Raw genomic sequence first — 18,940 nt, forward strand, 5'->3', positions numbered from 1 at the left:
AAAAAGAGTAATTTTCGTCAATAGGCGCCTTCTAATGTATTTAGTTGCTCTAGCTTCACAGGCTTCCAACCTTCATTATCAACCCATTCCATGCTTACACGATACATTTGAGATTTATCATTTGTAGAAACAGTAGCAATGGATGAATTAGGACCACCATTATTTTGCATACGCCAGATGATCATATTGCTTTGGTCAATACCTGTCACAGTAGATACTGTTGCTACTTTCTCAGCCCAGTCTACAGACTTGTCGTCATATGAAGACACATGCTGACCTGTTTGGGTTGTAGGTGTTGGCTGCCAATTTTTATTCGTGATAACCTTCTCAACAATAGGATTATCTGATGCTGATTCTTCTGCTGTGCCTTGTTCTTGCTGGGATGTCTCAGGTTCCGACTCTTCCTCTGAAGGTTTATCTTCTTCTACAGCGAGATCTTCTTTTTCTTCATCCGTCGGTTCTTTCTCTACTTCTTTTTCATCATCACCGCTCTGTTCTTCTTGAGCTGGATCCTCTTTCACTGCTTGATCTGCATCATCTTGCCATTTAAACACATAGGTTGCTGTGATAATAATGAGTACAACCACAACACCAATTAAAACATTCAATAGTTTATCTAGCTTTTTATTACGAGATGGCTGCAAATGACGACCACTTCGAGTTTGTCGTTCACTCATAATGTCTCCCCCTCTCTAGGCAATATTCTATCAAGTTCGACAGCACTTGCAAAATAATTCTACTCATTATTTTACTACATAGTTTTCACGCTAAAAATGGTACAAGCAGTCAGCCAAAGGCTAACTGCTTGTACATATACATATTATTTAATTGAGAGAATTTTCACTTTCATTTCGCCGCCAGGTGTTTGAACAACAACCTCTTCACCTTCAGCACGACCAAGTAGACCTTTTGCAATTGGTGATTCATTCGAAATACGGAATTCCATAGGATCTGCCTCAGCAGAACCAACAATTGTATAAGATTCTTCATCTGCTGATGGCTTACCATTGATGATTTCTACAAATGTAACCGTTTTCCCTAGTGATACTACACTGTTATCTGTCTCGTCTTCAGAAATAATCACTGCATTACGAATCATTGATTTTAATGTTGAAATACGACCTTCTAAAAAGGCTTGTTCTTCTTTTGCAGAATCGTACTCAGCGTTTTCAGAAAGATCTCCAAAATCACGTGCTATTTTAATACGTTCAACGATTTCTTTACGTGTTTCAGTTTCTAATTTTACTAATTCTTCTTCTAATTTACGTTTTCCCTCAGCTGTCATAGGGTACTGTTTTTCATTTGCCAAAGTCCTTCACTCCTTGTTTCTTCAATATAAAAACATAAAACTCGACTAAATGCATGTGAGATGCACTTAATCGAATTTTATTATTTTTAAACGTTTTCAAATTACGCTTTGACCTAATAGTATGCATGCTTTTTCAAAATATGCATGTAAATATTGTCAATACCACTCTATCTTATTACAATACGTTGTCGGTTTCAAGAATAGTTTTAATTTTCGTTACCATTAAATCAATCGCGACCTCATTATCCCCACCTTCTGGAATAATGATATCAGCATAACGTTTCGTTGGTTCAATAAATAAATTATGCATTGGTCGAACCGCTGATAAATACTGCTCAATCACCGAATCTGTTGTACGTCCACGCTCTTTAATATCACGCATAATGCGGCGAATAATACGTAAATCTGAATCTGTATCCACAAATAATTTAATATCCATTAAATCACGTAAATCAGCATCCTCTAGAACTAGAATACCTTCTAGTATAATAACATCTACTGGTTCAACATGTATAACTTCTTCTGCCCTTGTATGCTGGACGTAATCATACACAGGTTTTTGAATTGGTTGACGAACTAACAACTTTTTTATGTGCTCAATTAATAAATCATTATCGAAAGCTAACGGATGATCATAGTTAGTTCCTAAGCGTTCTTCAAATGTTAAATGACTTTGATCCTTATAATAAAAATCTTGTTCAATTACCACAACAGAATGCTCACGGAAAACATCATAAATGGCGCGCGTCACGCTCGTTTTTCCGGAGCATGAGCCACCTGCGATTCCGATGACAACAGGGCGCTTCACTGCCATTAGTTATTCTCCTTTCGCATCATGTTATGCGGCTTCAATGGTGTATCACATTTAAATTTAACAATTTGTAATGGATGACGTGCTGCATCTAGGCTATTGCCATCCTCGTCCCAAATTTCACCCATTGTTAAACGGAAATTCTCAATTTCAGGACCAAAGAATTCTACTTCGTCACCAGGTTTAAAATAATTACGCTGTTGCATTGTCACTATTTTTGTCTCTGGATCATGCTCTAAAATAAGTCCAGCAAATTCATAGGTTGTTTTACGACCATGCACACCAAACATCTGCTCCTCAAAGCCAGGTGCATCATGGAAGAATGCTTCAGCCGTATCACGGTTAGCACATTTGTCTAATTCCTCTAGCCATTCACGTTTAATGTTAAAGTTATCTGGATCTGCACAATAAGCATCAATCACTTTACGGTACACAGAAACTACTGTCGCTACATAGTGAATGGATTTCATACGACCTTCAACTTTTAACGAGTCAATACCTAGCTCAATCATATGAGGAATCGCTTCAATTAATTTTAAATCTTTTGGACTCATCGCAAATGGTGCATGGCTCTCATCGAAAAGTGCTTTTTCTTCACCATCTTCTAATTCATATAGATCATAGTCCCAACGGCATGATTGGCAGCATCCCCCTCGGTTTGAGTCACGAGCCGTCATATGATTAGAAAGAACGCAACGACCAGAGTAGGCAATACACATTGCTCCATGGACAAAGGCCTCAATTTCAATGTCGACCTTTTCTTTCATCAGCTTCATTTCTTCTCCGCCGACTTCACGTGCTAATACAACACGATGTAAACCTTCCTCTTTCCAGTACTGGACGGCCTTCCAGTTGGACAATGATTGCTGAGTAGAAAGGTGAATTTCAAGCTTAGGTGCTGCTGTACGACATGTTTCAATAATGAGCGGGTCTGCTACAATAATACCAGTTACGCCCACTGATTCAATATCCTTTAAATAACGCTCTAAGCCATCCATATTTTCATTGTGGGCAAAAATATTTGTTGTTACATATATTTTCGCACCATATTGATTGGCAAATTCTACACCTTCACGCATCTCTTCAATTGAAAAGTTATCCGCATTCGAACGTAGGCCAAACTCTCGCCCACCGATAAATACAGCATCTGCTCCGTAATGGACAGCTATTTTTAATTTCTCTAAGCTACCAGCTGGAGCAAGTAGTTCTGGTTTTTTAGTAATGACACGTTTACCGTTGACAATCTCACGGATTTTGTCATTTTGCTCTAACGCTAATGCCATGTTATTGTCCCCTCCTAGTAAACTGTTTCCTTGAAGATAAAGCCTGTATCTAATGGTCTAATAGCTGGTTGAATATCTTCAATTTTTGCTAATAAATCGTCTTTTATTTCTTCATATGCGTCTTCTGATTCGTCAAAATACGTATCGATCGCTTTTCGATAAGCTTCTGTTACCGCGACTACATAGTCTGGTGTTTGAAGTACACCTTCAATTTTCAGCGCATCGATGCCACCTTCAAATAATTCGCCTAGTTCATCAATCATACACATATCATTTGGACTGAAAATATGTGTACCATTCACATCTTCATATATTGGATATTTATTATTTCGTTCATCATCATGTAGGAACATATTACGATTTTCTTGGCGATTTTCAATAGCCATTACTTTATCTTGATATAAGAAATAATGGCCGAGTAATGGGCGTTTTGATTGGAACATACATGTCATGCCATGTACTTGTACTTCAATTTCCATTTCAGTATTTTCTTTAATCTCTAATACTTCATCAAGAGAAAGCTCACGCGCTAATACGGCACGCGTTGCACCACGTTTCCCCCAGTAATTAGCTGTAAACCAGTTTGTAGCTGTCGTTTCTGGATTCCAATGTAACGGAATCGTAACACCTTGCTCTCTGCGAATAATGAGTACCGCTGGATCACCGTAAATTAAACGGTCCACACCGATACGTTGCATTTCTTTTAAATAATCAGCAAGTGCCTCTAGTTTCTCATTATGGAAAAGTGCATTGACTGCAACATATACCTTTTTACCCGCTTCATGAATAAGCTTTGTCGCTTCTTCTACTTCTTCAACTGAGAACTCTCCTGCTAGACGTAGACCAAATTGTTGTTCACCAATAACAAAAGCATCTGCTCCAGCGGCTAAAAGTGCTTTTATATGTTCTAATGATTGTGGTGTCACAAGCAATTCTGGTTTTTTCATAGTAGTCACCTCTTCAAACATAGTAATAAACCATCACCGACTGGTAAAAAAGCACTTGTATAATCTGGGTGCTGCATAATCCAATCCGTGAAGCTTTTTAAATTGCGAATCATTGTTCGCTTACGACGTGGAACATCCTTCAACTCTAAATCAGACAAACCATGCATGTACATATTATCGATATACAATACCCCACCTGATTTTACTAAAGGTGCATACTTTTCAAAAAAGCGTTGGTATTGTCCCTTCGCAGCATCAATAAAGACCGCATCGAATGTTGTGTTAATGGCCTCGTCATCCACTTCTAAAGCGTCACCCTCAATGACCGTAATTCGATCTGATACAGTCGAACGTTTAATATAGGCTTTTGCCCTTGCTACACGATCTTGATCACGTTCAATTGTAACAATTTGGACATGAGGCAATGCCTCTGCCATACGAATAGCAGAGTAACCAATTGCTGTACCTATCTCTAAAATTTTTGACGGATTTTGAATACGCAACAGTTGATTTAATGCATCAATACCTGCTAGCTGCATGATCGGTACGTGATGCTCCTCCGCATATGCTTCCATTTCTAAAAGCAATTCATTACGTGGCTGTATAAATGATTGTATATATGCATCTGATAATTCCATTGTTTCCACCCTCATTTAAAAGGCAACGAGCGTTTGCCGTTGTCTGTACTTCATCATTTATCAACAAAAAGAAAAAGACCAAACGTGATGTCTTGGTACTTTGCCATACAAAAATGAGCAATTGCTTCGATATGCTCAAACAATTGCCACCACGCATATTTGTCCCGCATAAATGAACGGATTGATCAAAAATCACACTTTATAATAGCATGAAAATAGAAGGAAAGCTATTTTTCTTTCCTTCTATCCATCTGTTTGCTATACGATTTTTGTTCTTCCTATACGTTTACTCTTCTTTTCGTAAATATTTTTCTACCTTCTGCAAATGCTCATCATAGGTTTTCGAGAAGTGGTTGACACCCTCTTTATCTGCTAGGAAGTAGAAATAATCTGTTTGACTTGGATTTAATGATGCCTCAATCGAAGTTTTACCTGCACCCGCTATTGGACCAGGTGGTAGACCTTTATTTTTGTATGTGTTATAGGCATTATCCACTTCTAAATCCTCATATAAAACACGATCCTTGTGATCACCCAGTGCATAGAGCACGGTTGGGTCTGTTTGTAGTGGCATCCCTTCATTGATTCGATTATAGAAGACACTTGCAATAGTCTCTCGATCCGTTTGAGCAGTCGCTTCTTCTTCCAATAATGAAGCAAATGTTAACAGCTGATGTACGGACATTTGTTTTTCAGCTAATACATCACTATAGTTCTTCACCACATTGTTCATGGCTGCTATCATCTCTTCTACAATCGCTTGTAAGGATGGTTTTTCCTCATAATAAGAATACGTAGCTGGATATAAATAGCCCTCTAAGTCATAGCGAATATTGTCAGCTAAAACCGCCTCTGTAACTAGCTCAGGATAATTAGCCATCATTTGTTGAACAAATGTGTCACTCGTCACAAGATCCATAAATTCTTTTTGTGTGTACGGTGTTTTCTTTTCAATCACTTTCCCAATTTGTTCAAGTGTTAAGCCTTCTGGGACCGTCATCGTAAAGACAGGCTTACGATATACCTTCCCTGTTTTCAAGCTTTCAATAAGTTCATCAAAAGTCATTGCCTGTGTTAAATCATAATTTCCCGCTTGAAATTGTGATTCATTTTTAAATTTTGCATAGTACTTAAAAACACGTGCATCTTTTATGACACCTTTTTTCTCTAGTAGTGTTGAAATGGAGGACAAACTAGAGCCAATTGGTACTTCTACCGCAATCGTTTTCGTTGCATTAGGGTCTAGTGGTTTTAAAGCACCTTTTACATAATTGTACCCAAATAAACCAACAACGCCAATTATTAGTACGAAAACAATGGCAATAATTGCGACGATTTTTCTCACGATTTTTACCTCAGATTTTCTTTCTTGCATTTTTGAAAACATTTCTTGTTTTTTAGAACCGTTATCCACGGGTTTCCCCCCTATCACTATTCAATATCATACTAGAAATCAACTTTCACGACAAACAGAAATCGACAATTCAGGAGAAATTACATATGTAAAAAATCTGCCAACAACTTTCGTTAGCAGATTTTTGAGCATTCTAGAAATAGTTTATCCTATAAATTGTTTAATACTTCTTCTACAAATTCCCATTCTTCATCTGACTCAATCGGGTATAATTCTTCAATCTGGCCTTCATTTCCAGCTATATATTGGGCAGCAAAAATATCACGCTCATCAATCGGTTCATCTGTTGCTGGCACATATAATACATACGATTTACCGAATTGCTCAGATGAAAACGTATGAATGACTTCGCACACTTGATCTTTTCCCTCTTCGTCTGTCACAGTAATTAGCTGTGGTTCTTCTTCAAATTCATCAAGTAATGTTAACACCACTTCATTAATCATTTCCCATTCTGCATCTGTTTCAACAGGCTGTAAATTTGTCATCTCACCTGTATTGTCATCATAATCAAAAGTCATCGCCGAAAGATCTCCTGGAATTTCTTGACCGGTTTCATCTAGAAGGGAAAATAACACATAGGACTTGTCCTCCGCATCAAAGGTAATGACCACACGACACTGCTGTTCCTTACCATCTTTCCCAATGATCATAAATTCTTGCGTTTCTTCATTCATCCTGTTTCCTCCTTTATGACAATTTGATGTCATTTATTAAATCGTTTTTGAGGCTATACACTTTAGAATAGCTTCTCCTATTTTTGAGCAAGTTTCCCCTGTTTAGGAGCTTCTCTTCTCTACATTTGAGCAGGCTCTCGAAATTTTCGAGCGTGGCTTTGAGCGGAGCCTCCATTCATGGAGCGGTGCCACTCTAATTCTAAGCGAATCCTCTAACTTTATGAACGTTTCCCAACAATTGTGGATCAAATTCACACATCTACAATGCATTCATTCCTCCATTTAACAATCCTTCTACAATAGAAAAGCTTCAATAAAAAAGGAACAAGGACTGCAAGCTGCGATCCTTGTTCCAAGCTTTGAGTTAGAAGATTAGTCTTCGTTTTCATCCTCTAAAGCGTTTAAAACGTCCTCTACCATATCCCACTCTGCTTCAGTTTCGATTGGTGTTAATTCACCATCTTCACCATTTTCAGATGGTACAAATGAAGATACAAAGATTTCAACTGAGCCATCTTCATCTTCCTCTGCGCCTACCATTGAGTAAAACACATATGATTTGCCAAACTCTGGAGATTCATGAACGTGAATCACTTCACAAAGCTGCTCGTTTCCGTTTTCGTCAATCACTGTAATGTGTTGAACATGTAGTTCTTCCTCATGGTTATGCTCGTGTGCCATGCATAGTCACCTCATCAATTAATTTTTGCTATCTAAGTAGCCTTGTAAAATCATCACAGCTGCCATTTTATCAATGACCTGCTTGCGCTTTTTGCGACTCACGTCCGCTTCGATCAGCATACGTTCAGCAGCCATCGTCGTTAAACGTTCATCCCATAATTTGACCGGTAGTGAGAAATGCTCTTCTAATAGCTTTTTATAGTTCTCAGAAGCCTCTCCACGCGGTCCAACCGTATTATTCATGTTTTTTGGAAAACCTACAACAAATTCTGTTATAGTATATTCCTTTACTAGCTCAGAGATACGGTCAATACCGAACTCACCATTTGCCTCATCAATTTTTACGGTTTCAATACCTTGGGCGGTCCAACCAAGTGCATCACTTACAGCAACACCCACAGTTTTTGACCCAACGTCTAATCCCATAATTCTCATTTCTAGTCCTCGTTATTCTTTTTGATATAAAATTTAACAAGCTCCTCTAGAATTTCGTCACGCTCAAGCTTGCGAATTAAATTACGAGCATCCTGATGGCGAGGAATATACGCCGGATCACCAGAAAGTAAGTAACCAACAATCTGATTGATAGGGTTATATCCCTTTTCCTCTAATGAAGAATGAACTTTCAACATTACCTGCTTGACTTCCTGTTCCATTGATTCTTCTGGAAAATTAAATTTCATCGTTTGATCAAATGAACTCATGACCAGCACCTCGCTTTCAGAAATAAGGAGATGTGCAAACAAGCTCATCTCCAATTTCTCTTTATTATAACATGTTTTGGTGAATTAATTAAATGGATTTAACATAATCATACACAGAAAGTAGTGCTTCATCAAGTTTTGATGCATCTTTTGCACCTGCCATCGCCATATCCGGACGACCGCCACCTTTACCACCACATGCTTCCGCAACCATTTTCACGATATTTCCAGCATGGTAATTGCCACCAACTAATTCTTTTGATACTCCAGCACATAGCATAACCTTATCGCCATCCACTGCTCCAAGAACGATAACAGCCTTTGGCATTTTCGCCTTCAAATCATCCATCATCTGACGCAGTTGGTTATTGTCTTTTGCTTCTACCTTTGTAGAAAGAACTGTGACATCTCCAATTGTTTGTGCTGCATCAACAATTGCCCCAGCCTGAGCATTGGCAATTTTTTGAGATAATGCTTCGTTTTCACGTTGTAATTCTTTGTAGTCTGCTTGTAATGCCTGTATTTTTGTGACAATATCTTTAGCATTTGCTTTTAATAATGCTGCTGCATCATTTAATAATGCTTCTTCTTCTTTTACTGCTTCATAAGCAACTTTTCCTGTAACAGCTTCTATACGACGAGTACCTGCACCGATACCACCTTCTGAAACAATTTTAAAGAAGCCAATTTCAGAAGAGCGTTTAACATGGATACCACCACATAGCTCAATCGAATAATCTCCGATGGATACTACACGTACAACATCTCCATATTTTTCACCGAATAATGCCATAGCACCCATTGCTTTTGCTTCATCAATGCCTTTTTCTTCAATAATGACCTCTATATCATCCCACACTTTTTCATTTACAATACGTTCAATTTGTTGTAATTCTTCTTTTGTAACTTGACCAAAGTGAGAGAAATCAAAACGTAAACGGTCAGGTCCTACATATGATCCAGCTTGGTTTACATGATCACCTAGCACATCTTTTAATGCACGTTGCATAATATGTGTTGCCGTATGGTTTTTAATGATTAAATTGCGGTCATCACGATTGACCACTGCTTGCACTGCATCTTCCACATGCATTTCCCCAGATTCAACTACTACTGTATGAAGCGGTTGACCATTCGGTGCTTTTTGAACATCTTTTACGACAGCCGTAAAGCTATCATTTGAAATAGTACCACTATCGGCAATTTGGCCTCCCATTTCAGCGTAGAATGGTGTCTTTGCTAAAATAACCAATGCTTCCTGACCTTCTGAAGCGACTTTCGCAACTTGACCATTGACGATCATTGCAGCGATTTCAGTATTAACAGTTAACGTATCATAGCCAACAAATTCACTAGCAACCGTTAAGTTTGCTAATACTTCATTCTGCACTTGCATCGAATCAACATCTTGTCGTGCAGCACGCGCGCGTTCACGTTGCTCTTCCATCGCTGCCTCAAAACCTTCATGATCTACTTTCATGCCTACTTCCTCTGCATATTCTTCCGTTAGCTCGATTGGGAAACCATAAGTATCATATAAACGGAAAGCATCTGCTCCTGGGATGTAATCATGACCGACTGCTTTTTGAGATTCCACTACTTCATTAAAGATAGCTAAACCACCATCTAATGTTTCATGGAAACGAATTTCTTCATTTTTAATGACACGTTGAATAAATTCGCTTTTCTCTGTCACTTCTGGATAGAAGTCTTCCATAATTTTACCCACAGTTGGTACAAGTTCAAACATAAATGGTTTTTCAATGCCAATTTGTTTAGCATAGCGAACCGCACGACGTAGTAAACGACGTAATACATAGCCACGGCCTTCGTTTGATGGCAGGGCACCATCACCTATAGCAAATGCTACTGTACGGATATGGTCTGCAATCACTTTAAATGGTGTATTAATATCTTCTTCTGAGCCAAAGATTTCATTTAAGTCTACTTCGCCAGGTCGTTTATATTTACGGTTGGCAAATTCCTCGATTTTTTCAATGATTGGCATAAATAAATCAGTATCAAAGTTTGTTGGTACATTTTGCACGACGGACACAATACGTTCTAAGCCCATACCTGTATCAATATTTTGCTTTGGTAGTGGCGTGTAAGTGCCATCAGGATTATGGTTAAATTGAGAGAACACAAGGTTCCAAATTTCAAGGTAACGCTCATTTTCTCCTCCTGGATACATTTCAGGATCATTTTCATCTGAGCCGTATTCTACGCCGCGATCATAAAAAATCTCTGAGTTCGGACCAGATGGACCTTCTCCGATATCCCAGAAGTTCCCTTCTAAACGAATTAAACGTTCTTCTGGAATACCGATTTCCTGATGCCAAACATCATAAGCTTCCTGATCTTCAGGGTGAATCGTGATAGATAATAATGATGGATCAAAGCCCATCCATTTTTTATCTGTTAAAAACTCCCAAGCGTAATGAATTGCTTCTTTTTTAAAGTAGTCACCAATAGAGAAGTTTCCTAACATTTCAAAGAATGTATGGTGTCGAGCTGTTTTCCCAACGTTTTCAATATCGTTGGTACGAATCGATTTTTGTGCATTTGTAATACGTGGATTATCAGGGATAATACGGCCATCAAAATATGGTTTCAAAGTTGCAACACCTGAGTTGATCCAAAGAAGTGATGGATCATTTATTGGCACAAGTGGTGCTGAGGGCTCATGATGATGCCCCTTTTCTTTAAAAAATTCCAAATACATACGGCGAATATCTACTGCTTTCATCGGATAAATTCCTCCTATTTTATATTGTAAAATCACGATACGAGTCCTGCGATCTACCGAAGAAAATAAAAAAAGCCCTCATCCCCAAAAAGGGACGAGGACTTGTCATTAGTCTCGCGGTACCACCCTAGTTGTAAGTAAAAATCTTACTTACCTCTTTAGCACTTGTAACGTCAGTGAACGGCAGGGATTAGCTGCACTCTGGAGTAGCTTTCGGCATTTGCTGTTGTGAGGATTTTTTCAGCCTAGAAATCCCTTTCTTGTACACACACAAATACGTACTTTTTCCATCATCGTTTTTACTTTTTCTATCGAAAATTATAAAAAAAATCTATTGCGCTGTCAATTAGTACTAGTATGACTAACACTAACTAAGCAATCATTTTTTTGAAATATATCCACATACCCCATGTAAAAATAACTAAGAAGGCGCTAATTGCAATCGTTGTATAAGGGGTATCTTGATAAGGTAAAGGTACATTCATTCCAAAAAAACTAGTAATTACTGATAGTGGTAACATAATTGTCGAAATGACCGTTAATAAATTCAGCTTTTCAATGGATTTCCCACTGATAATTGAAAAATACGTATCAAGCGTGCTGTTCACTAAATCGCGATATGTCTCTGTGGAGTCGACAATACGTTCTAGATGGTCATTCAAATCTTTATAGAATGGAATATTTTCTTCTTGAATGTCAAATTTCCACTGGCCATTGATTGTAGAAAAAATTCTCCTTTGTGGCATAATGGCCTGACGAATTAAAATAATTGTCCGCTTCAACGCAAGAAATTCCTCTGTCACCACTTTTGGTTGATAGTCATAAATTTCTTCTTCTAGTTCATCTATACGTGCGCGAATTCGTTCTAATACTGGGAAGTATTCGTCTGTAATACCGTCAATAATAGTATGCAATAAAAAATCAGTACCCTTTTCTAAATATCTTGGGCTATTGACACAAACATTCTCCATTTTCCCTAGCCATTGCAACTTTTGTTTATGCACAGTCACAATATAGTTTGGTCCCATAAAAATATTTAACTCAACTGTTGTAATTTCATTGTTACTTTTCTCATTATAGATTGGTGCATGGAGCACAAAAAATTTATAATCACCATAACTATCCATTTTTGGACGTGAGCCTTCATGTAAGCAATCTTCAACTGATAGTGGATGAAAGCCAAATACATCTGCTATATTGTTCAATTCATTATAACTATAGGCATATAAATCTACCCATAATAAATCTTCGTTATGAATAGGGAGTTTTAAATCAATCATATTGAAATCATGTTGGACTGTCTTGCTGCTGCTATTATAATAGTGGATTTTAATCATTGCATTTCACCTCATGTTTGTTATTGAGGGAAACAAAAGGTCATCCTTATCACCTTTTGTCTGCATCGGTGATCAGAAATCGATGACTTTTTATATGTTTCCGTTTGCCTAAATGATACTTATTCGGTTCAGGACTACTATCCATTTCTCATCACCTTCCTTCCATAACAAAAACACGCCTTCTACGAATGAAGGCGTGTTGAATACACATATCAAAAAATAGCAATAAAATACATTGCATGCTTGTTACCTTCAAACGTTGAGTTTTAGCACTATGCGGCATAGGAATATGTCCAGCTACGTTAAAAAACACCTTATTTCGATGATTTCTGTTGACCCATTGGCGTCTCTCGACATTTTTGGGTAGTAGCGTATCTCCAGCATAGGAGCCTCACCTAACGAAGGGAGTCTTATTTTTTTATTCCTGTAAATGATAACGGATAGTTTCACAACTGTCAAACTTTCTATCAATCATTTTTCAGAAAGTCTTCTACTCTTTGCACTAAATGCTCTCGTTGATAAGATTGATAGAGCAAGCTAGATAAACGTACAGGATCACCAAAGAAAAAGCGTTCGTACAATGTCTGTCTTGTGCCAAAACTACTCATCGTTAAATCCCAAGCTAAACGGAATTTCTTTACTCGCTCTTCTCCTTTGTCTTTGAATGATTGCAAATAATGTTCAAGATCACCGTCATCTACTGCAAATGCATGTTCAGTCGGTATAGACATCAAGCCACTTGCTCCTAGTTGCTGGATAATTTCCGTAAAAGTTGGATAAACTTTCGGGAAAATTTGAATAGCTACTTGGAGGGTTGCAAGGTCAGGTCGAATAAAGCCAAAATTATCTCTTTGTGCATCCACTTCTGATTTGATTAACAGTGCTTTCATCGTTTCTAATGGCACAATCACATCCACCACTTTTTGTTGTACATGTTGATAGTCTCCGATGTTAATAGTGTCCACTATCGATTGCACAACCCCAAGTACAAATTCGGTCTTGGCAATTTGGCGAGATAACACTTGATGTAATGTGTAAGCTTGGAAGCCACTGACATTCATAAATTGATTGGCCACTTCTATATTTTCATAGTAAAAAACACGTTCCCATGGGACAACTACATCATCAAACACAACGATTGCATCCATTTCTTCAAAACGAGCACTTAACGGATAATCAAAGGTAGAATCTCCCCCTACAAACGATTGCCGACATAAAAACTTTAAGCCTTTAGTATTACTTGGAATAGAAAAACCGAAACCTTTTCCTTCATCATAGCCATTTGTCGATAAAACAAGAAGCTCATCTGTTATGCCACCCTGTGTTGCTAGTAATCTTGCCCCTTTAATGACTAAGCCCTCACTTGTCTTCCCAATGATTTTAGCAGCAATGGTTACTTCTTCATCCTCATAGTAATAGCGTTTGCGATTTACCTGTGGTTCAATAAAGGTATGTGTCATCGTAATATCATTCTCGCGAGCATACTCATAGAACTTTAGCAAATGCTCTGGGAAACAATTTGGCTTCTCTTTTAAAAAGTCTGACGCTGATGCAAGGGCCATTAATGTTGTATTCATATAATCAGGGCTTCTCCCCATAAAGCCTTGTGAAGATAATGCCCATTCTCTTGCCGCATGGCGCCTTTTCACAAGATCTTCTTGCGTCAATACTTGAAGAAAGGACATGCCAACTTTCTGTTTGCTAGTTGGCGATTCATAGGTCATTTTTTCAAGAAGTGCCTCTTGATGTTGTAAATCAAAAAGTTTCGCTTGACTCTGAATAATTCCTTTAAAGGCAGGATGTTCTGACACCTTCCCTGTCACGATTTTCCCATCTATCGAAATATACGTTTTTAAAGCATCAATTCGTTCAATATACTGCTGCCCTGTCATTATTGGCATGCTGTCACCCCTATACATTCCCTATGTTTTTGTACTTATCTAGTATATGAAATGTCCAAATATTAGGTGACGATACATCAATTAGAAAAACCCGATTAGACAGTCTAATCGGGTATATTTATTTTAGTCATCCAAAAAATCATAGGGAGAGACATCATTCATACCAATCATTGGATGAATAAAAGGGGCTGTTTCTACTGTTAGCTTTTGTTCAATGGAAACAGGCTCCTGCGTCACTTCATTTTCAACTGACACTGCCTCGACTTCCACAAGTTCTTCCTCAATTTCCATTGGGTTAAGTCTTGCACGTAAAGAGGTGAAACGCTGTAGGTCATCTGTACGTTGTAAACCATCTGCAAGTACATCTGGTTCACCACATAAAATCAAAAAGTTTTTAGCACGTGTAATACCTGTGTATAAAAGATTACGCCGTAACATTTTGGAATACCCTCTAACCACTGGCATAATGACCGTTTGAAACTCAGAGCCCTGTGATTTATGGATGGAGCAACAATAAGCTAGTGTCAATTGATTGAGATCGCTTCGTTGATAGGTCACTTCATTGCCATCAAAGGATACGATCAATAAATCTTGTTTTTCGACCGTCTCTTTCGCCTTAATAATACTAATGACCTCACCCATATCTCCATTAAAGACATTGCTTTCTGGTTGATTGACAAGCTGAAGAACTTTATCCTTTATTCGATAGGTTACATCCCCAAAGACTAGCTCTTTTCGTGTTCCAGTATCATTTGGATTAATAAGCTCTTGAATCATTTTATTTAAATTATCTATCCCAGCTGGTCCTTTATACATGGGTGCCAACACTTGGATATTACGGATTTCCTGACCTTTTGCGACAGCACTTTTGACAACCTGTGTTACAACGTTGGCAACTTGATCGGCTGAAGCCTTAATAAACGAACGATCAGAGGTTTTAGCTGTTAACTCTTTTGGAATCGTTCCTTTTTTATTTGATGGGCAAGTTCAATAATCGTTGAGCCTTCTGCTTGTCGGTAAACATCTGTTAGCTCGACGGTTGGTAGCTGCTTGGATGCTAATAAATCTTTTAACACCTGTCCTGGACCTACTGGTGGAAGCTGATCCTGATCTCCTACAAAGACAACTTGAACATCTTCATGTAAAGCTTTTAATAATTGATGGGCAAGCCATGTATCAACCATGGACATTTCATCCACGATAATCAGCTTACCTGTCACTTCACGCTCTGTTTCTTCCTCTTTTTCTTGCCCTGTAAAACCGAGCAGTCGATGAATGGTCATCGCAGGTAGCTCTGTTGATTCGGCTAATCGTTTAGCAGCACGTCCAGTCGGCGCACAAAGAATAATCGGAAAAGGCTCCTCTTTTTGAGCATACTCTTTTGGATTTAAGGATAGGCCATGAAGCTTTGCATACACTTCTACGACTCCCCGTACAACAGTGGTTTTCCCCGTACCAGGACCACCCGTTAATATCATAACAGCTGAATTTAAAGCCTGCTCAATGGCATTCGCTTGTGTTTCTGCATAGGTAACATTGAGTAGCTCCTCTGTTTCTCCAATGGCTTTTCGAATTTCATCTTTACTAAAATGTTCAGCCTTAATATTCCGTTCGATAAGGGATAAGATTTTCGATGCAATCCCTACCTCTGAAAAATACAGTGACGGTAAATATAACCTTGTCTCTTCACCACAAATTTTGCCTTCTTCACGGAGTCCGATGCAGGCTTGAGAAATATCTTCGAATGGTATCTCCTGTCGTTGGCTTTGTTCAAGCATTTCCTTAACGAGCGGTAAAACATGTTCTGCATCTAGATAGACATGTCCATCTGATAAAGCTGCTGTATTTAAAATATGTAAAATCGCTGCTTTGACACGATCAGGATGTTTACCAGTTATACCTAATTTTGCACCTAGCTCATCAGCTCGAAAGAAACCCACCCCTTCCACATCTTCAATTAAGCGGTATGGATTCTCTGTCAGTAATTCAATGGCTTCTGTTCTATAGGTTTGATAAATTTTCATGCCAAGCTGTGGACCAAATCCCCACTCATTCAATTGAATCATGATCCGCTCTAAACCTAAGTTTTGCTCAATGGTGCGGTGAATGACTTCTTTTTTTTCAGCAGATAGACGCGGAACAGCATCGAGGGCATTAGGATCTTCTAAAATAACACGGAGTGCATTCGCACCTAGTTTTTCAACAATCGTTTCAGCTGTTTTTTTCCCGACCCCTACGAAGAGGTCACTAGATAAATAATGAATAATTCCTTGCTCAGTTGCAGGTACCTCTTTCGTAAATGTCTCAATTTGAAATTGAGCACCGTATTTAGGATGTTGTTTTAAAATACCAGTAAATCGATATTGTTCGTCCATTTGTAGTGGGGGAAAATAACCAACAACAATAATTTCTTTATCTTCATATTGCAAATTCGTCTCTTGAATTTTCACACGTACAATCGAATACATATTTTGCGCATTATGAAAGATAGAGACGATCGGACGTCCGAGTATAAAAAATTTATTGAGTTCAAATAAATCTAAATGATCTGTCATGTTCGGTCCGTCCTTTCTTATAGTTTTCAATCTTTTTATTTTACCATAGCCACATGAAAATATCGCAGACAAAAATAGATTCGCTTCGTTATTTTTACATTATTTTGACAAATGACAATTCTCTGCCTTTATCCTCCGTTCCATGCTATGATTAATATGAATTAGTTGCACGGAAGGATTGTGAAATTATTGGAATTTAGACCTTGCATCGATTTACACGATGGCAAAGTAAAGCAAATTGTAGGCAGCACTTTGGGATATACAAATCAAGCAGTTGTTGAAAACTTTATTTCTCAACATGACGCTAGCTACTATGCACAAATGTTTGCCCAAGATCGTTTAACAGGTGGACACGTTATTATGCTAGGCTCTGGTAATGAAGAAGCTGCCCTATCCGCTCTAACAGCCTATCCTCAAGGCTTGCAAATAGGTGGTGGCATTACGGCTGACAATGCTCAAAAGTATATTGATGCAGGTGCTTCGCATGTCATTGTCACATCCTATATTTTTCATGATGGTCAGCTCGATTTAGCACGTTTAAAGCGTTTAAATCAATTAATTGGTAAAGAACACCTTGTCATCGATCTCAGTTGTAAGATGCGTGACGGGAAGTGGTTTGTCATGACAGATAAATGGACTACATTTAGTCACTTCGAAGTCAATGCTGCGTCGATTGCCTATATTGAAGATTTTTGTGATGAGCTGTTAATACATGCTGTCGATGTTGAAGGAAAAAAGGGTGGCATGCAGGAAAGCTTGGTACAGGACTTAGCTGCTTGGACATCTATCCCAACTACTTATGCAGGCGGCGTTCGTTCAATCGAAGACTTAGAAAGATTTAACCAATTAGCTAACGGAAAACTTCATGTAACCATTGGGAGTGCGCTCTCTATTTTTGGTGGCGATTTACCTTATACAGATGTAGTAGAATATTGTAAAAAAGGTGGGATTTTGTGAAGCTTATTTATAAAGATTATGTTTTTCCATTTCAAGAAACAAATTTAGAGAGAATTATAGATGGTAAATATTTTAAAGTGAATAAAAAAGATAATTCTCTTGCAATTCAAGTGCAACTTGACAACGAGCAAATGTTACTGGAATTTTCAAAATCATTAAAGGCAACTTGTGGCTTTTTACGCGATCAAGAAACAGAGCCTTATATTGGAACCTATATTGATTTACAAGTTTTCGTTGATGAGTTTAATAAGCGTTATAACTTAAATGCTGAAATTATTAGTTAAAACATGGGGACAGATGGTTCCCTTTGTTTTAACCTCAAATCCTCTTCTGCATTCTTCCTTGCCCCTATTTCTGAAACCTTTTCATTGTCATGTGAGTTATATATTGTATAGCATAAACCACAGGGGGCTTACATGACTAAACTACATATTCAAATTTTCCTACCTTATTTTTATGCTTCCCGCTCTTCTTATAGGGATGATCACCATAATCTCCTATAGCGTAGGCTTTCATAGTGGATACAGAACATGTTGGTATACAGGGTGTCCATCGGTGGATAACTTTTGGTCCGTTTAATTTTTATATAGTCTAATTGTTTATTTATGGAAGCTTTCAATCAATAAACATTTATCATTTACGATAGGATTCATGTTCCTCATAGAAGGTATATTATTAATGCAACCTGATGCAGGACAAATCACTGCGTTTGCTTGTGCATCCACTATTATTTTATGGAGAGCTATAGAAAATTCGATTTGGAAGTACATTTCACTGCTCTTATTCGCTTTTTTTGTCATCGCATCATGGATTTTTCTTGATCATTTAGCTCCAATCCCATATGTGGAGCAAATTATTTTTTTAGTGGCTGACATGGGCAGTATTTTGCTTTTTTTAGGTGTTTTAGCACTCCTATTGTTAATTTATCCATTCTTTGTCCCATGGAAAAAAGATACCTTGTCATTAGCTTTAGGCTT

General features: G+C 38.0%; 16 protein-coding genes, 1 pseudogene, 1 riboswitch and 1 other annotated feature. Of the genes and pseudogenes, 2 read left to right on the forward strand and 15 right to left on the reverse strand.

All coding sequences use genetic code 11. The annotated features are described in order from the left end of the window. Window positions 1-17 precede the first annotated feature (17 nt). The 15 genes and pseudogenes from NP781_RS14625 to NP781_RS14695 all read right to left on the reverse strand — a co-directional run bounded on the left by NP781_RS14625 (window position 18) and on the right by NP781_RS14695 (window position 17,006). Window positions 18-677 carry a YrrS family protein gene (locus NP781_RS14625; RefSeq protein WP_221679989.1) on the reverse strand — a complete coding sequence of 220 codons (660 nt, stop codon included), beginning with the start codon at window positions 675-677 and terminating at the stop codon, window positions 18-20. A gap of 143 nt (window positions 678-820) precedes the next feature. Continuing rightward, the gene (gene greA, locus NP781_RS14630) at window positions 821-1,309 is read right to left on the reverse strand and encodes a transcription elongation factor GreA (protein ID WP_257520229.1); all 489 of its coding nucleotides are present in this window, start codon (window positions 1,307-1,309) and stop codon (window positions 821-823) included. A gap of 175 nt (window positions 1,310-1,484) precedes the next feature. Further along, window positions 1,485-2,123 (reverse strand): uridine kinase, encoded by a 639-nt coding sequence (udk, locus tag NP781_RS14635; protein WP_221679987.1) that lies wholly within the window; start codon window positions 2,121-2,123, stop codon window positions 1,485-1,487. Beyond that, window positions 2,123-3,403 carry a peptidase U32 family protein gene (locus NP781_RS14640; protein ID WP_004226855.1) on the reverse strand — a complete coding sequence of 427 codons (1,281 nt, stop codon included), beginning with the start codon at window positions 3,401-3,403 and terminating at the stop codon, window positions 2,123-2,125. The genes udk and NP781_RS14640 overlap by 1 nt, the downstream gene beginning before the upstream one ends. Window positions 3,404-3,417: 14 nt before the next feature. After that, a complete protein-coding gene (locus NP781_RS14645; protein WP_009373774.1) occupies window positions 3,418-4,350 on the reverse strand; it encodes a peptidase U32 family protein in 933 nt (310 codons plus the stop codon). A 5-nt stretch (window positions 4,351-4,355) separates the two neighbouring features. Next, on the reverse strand, window positions 4,356-4,988 hold the full coding sequence (locus NP781_RS14650; protein WP_257520230.1) for an O-methyltransferase: 633 nt from the start codon (window positions 4,986-4,988) through the stop codon (window positions 4,356-4,358). A 286-nt stretch (window positions 4,989-5,274) separates the two neighbouring features. After that, entirely contained in the window at window positions 5,275-6,402 is a 1,128-nt protein-coding gene (mltG, locus tag NP781_RS14655; RefSeq protein ID WP_009373773.1) for an endolytic transglycosylase MltG, read from the reverse strand. Window positions 6,403-6,551: 149 nt separating this feature from the next. Beyond that, window positions 6,552-7,079: a DUF1292 domain-containing protein gene (locus tag NP781_RS14660; RefSeq protein WP_257520231.1), complete on the reverse strand. Its 528-nt coding sequence runs from the start codon at window positions 7,077-7,079 to the stop codon at window positions 6,552-6,554. 372 nt (window positions 7,080-7,451) lie between these two features. After that, entirely contained in the window at window positions 7,452-7,760 is a 309-nt protein-coding gene (locus NP781_RS14665; RefSeq protein WP_004226842.1) for a DUF1292 domain-containing protein, read from the reverse strand. Window positions 7,761-7,778: 18 nt separating this feature from the next. Continuing rightward, the gene (gene ruvX, locus NP781_RS14670; RefSeq protein ID WP_257520232.1) at window positions 7,779-8,195 is read right to left on the reverse strand and encodes a Holliday junction resolvase RuvX; all 417 of its coding nucleotides are present in this window, start codon (window positions 8,193-8,195) and stop codon (window positions 7,779-7,781) included. Window positions 8,196-8,197: 2 nt separating this feature from the next. Further along, window positions 8,198-8,464, reverse strand: coding sequence for an IreB family regulatory phosphoprotein (locus NP781_RS14675; RefSeq protein WP_004226839.1), 267 nt, complete (start codon window positions 8,462-8,464; stop codon window positions 8,198-8,200). Window positions 8,465-8,552: 88 nt separating this feature from the next. Then, window positions 8,553-11,213, reverse strand: coding sequence for an alanine--tRNA ligase (gene alaS / locus NP781_RS14680; protein ID WP_221679982.1), 2,661 nt, complete (start codon window positions 11,211-11,213; stop codon window positions 8,553-8,555). An 87-nt stretch (window positions 11,214-11,300) separates the two neighbouring features. Continuing rightward, window positions 11,301-11,516: a binding site (T-box leader), on the reverse strand. Window positions 11,517-11,584: 68 nt separating this feature from the next. Continuing rightward, entirely contained in the window at window positions 11,585-12,550 is a 966-nt protein-coding gene (corA, locus tag NP781_RS14685) for a magnesium/cobalt transporter CorA (protein WP_257520233.1), read from the reverse strand. 244 nt (window positions 12,551-12,794) lie between these two features. Continuing rightward, window positions 12,795-12,960, reverse strand: a riboswitch (M-box (ykoK) riboswitch). A gap of 57 nt (window positions 12,961-13,017) precedes the next feature. Continuing rightward, complete coding sequence (gene hpaB, locus NP781_RS14690) at window positions 13,018-14,451, reverse strand: 4-hydroxyphenylacetate 3-monooxygenase, oxygenase component (protein WP_257520234.1); 1,434 nt, start codon at window positions 14,449-14,451, stop codon at window positions 13,018-13,020. Window positions 14,452-14,574: 123 nt separating this feature from the next. Continuing rightward, a pseudogene (locus NP781_RS14695) lies at window positions 14,575-17,006 on the reverse strand (ATP-dependent RecD-like DNA helicase). Window positions 17,007-17,195: 189 nt separating this feature from the next. On the opposite strand from NP781_RS14695, the gene hisA reads away from it, so the two are divergent. Both hisA and NP781_RS14705 read left to right on the forward strand, forming a co-directional pair. Then, complete coding sequence (hisA, locus tag NP781_RS14700) at window positions 17,196-17,963, forward strand: phosphoribosylformimino-5-aminoimidazole carboxamide ribotide isomerase (protein WP_257520235.1); 768 nt, start codon at window positions 17,196-17,198, stop codon at window positions 17,961-17,963. Beyond that, entirely contained in the window at window positions 17,960-18,247 is a 288-nt protein-coding gene (locus NP781_RS14705) for a hypothetical protein (protein ID WP_202341276.1), read from the forward strand. The genes hisA and NP781_RS14705 overlap by 4 nt, the downstream gene beginning before the upstream one ends. Window positions 18,248-18,940: the final 693 nt, after the last annotated feature.

This window comes from Lysinibacillus sp. FN11, from assembly GCF_024628845.1.
Lineage (GTDB): Bacteria > Bacillota > Bacilli > Bacillales_A > Planococcaceae > Lysinibacillus > Lysinibacillus capsici.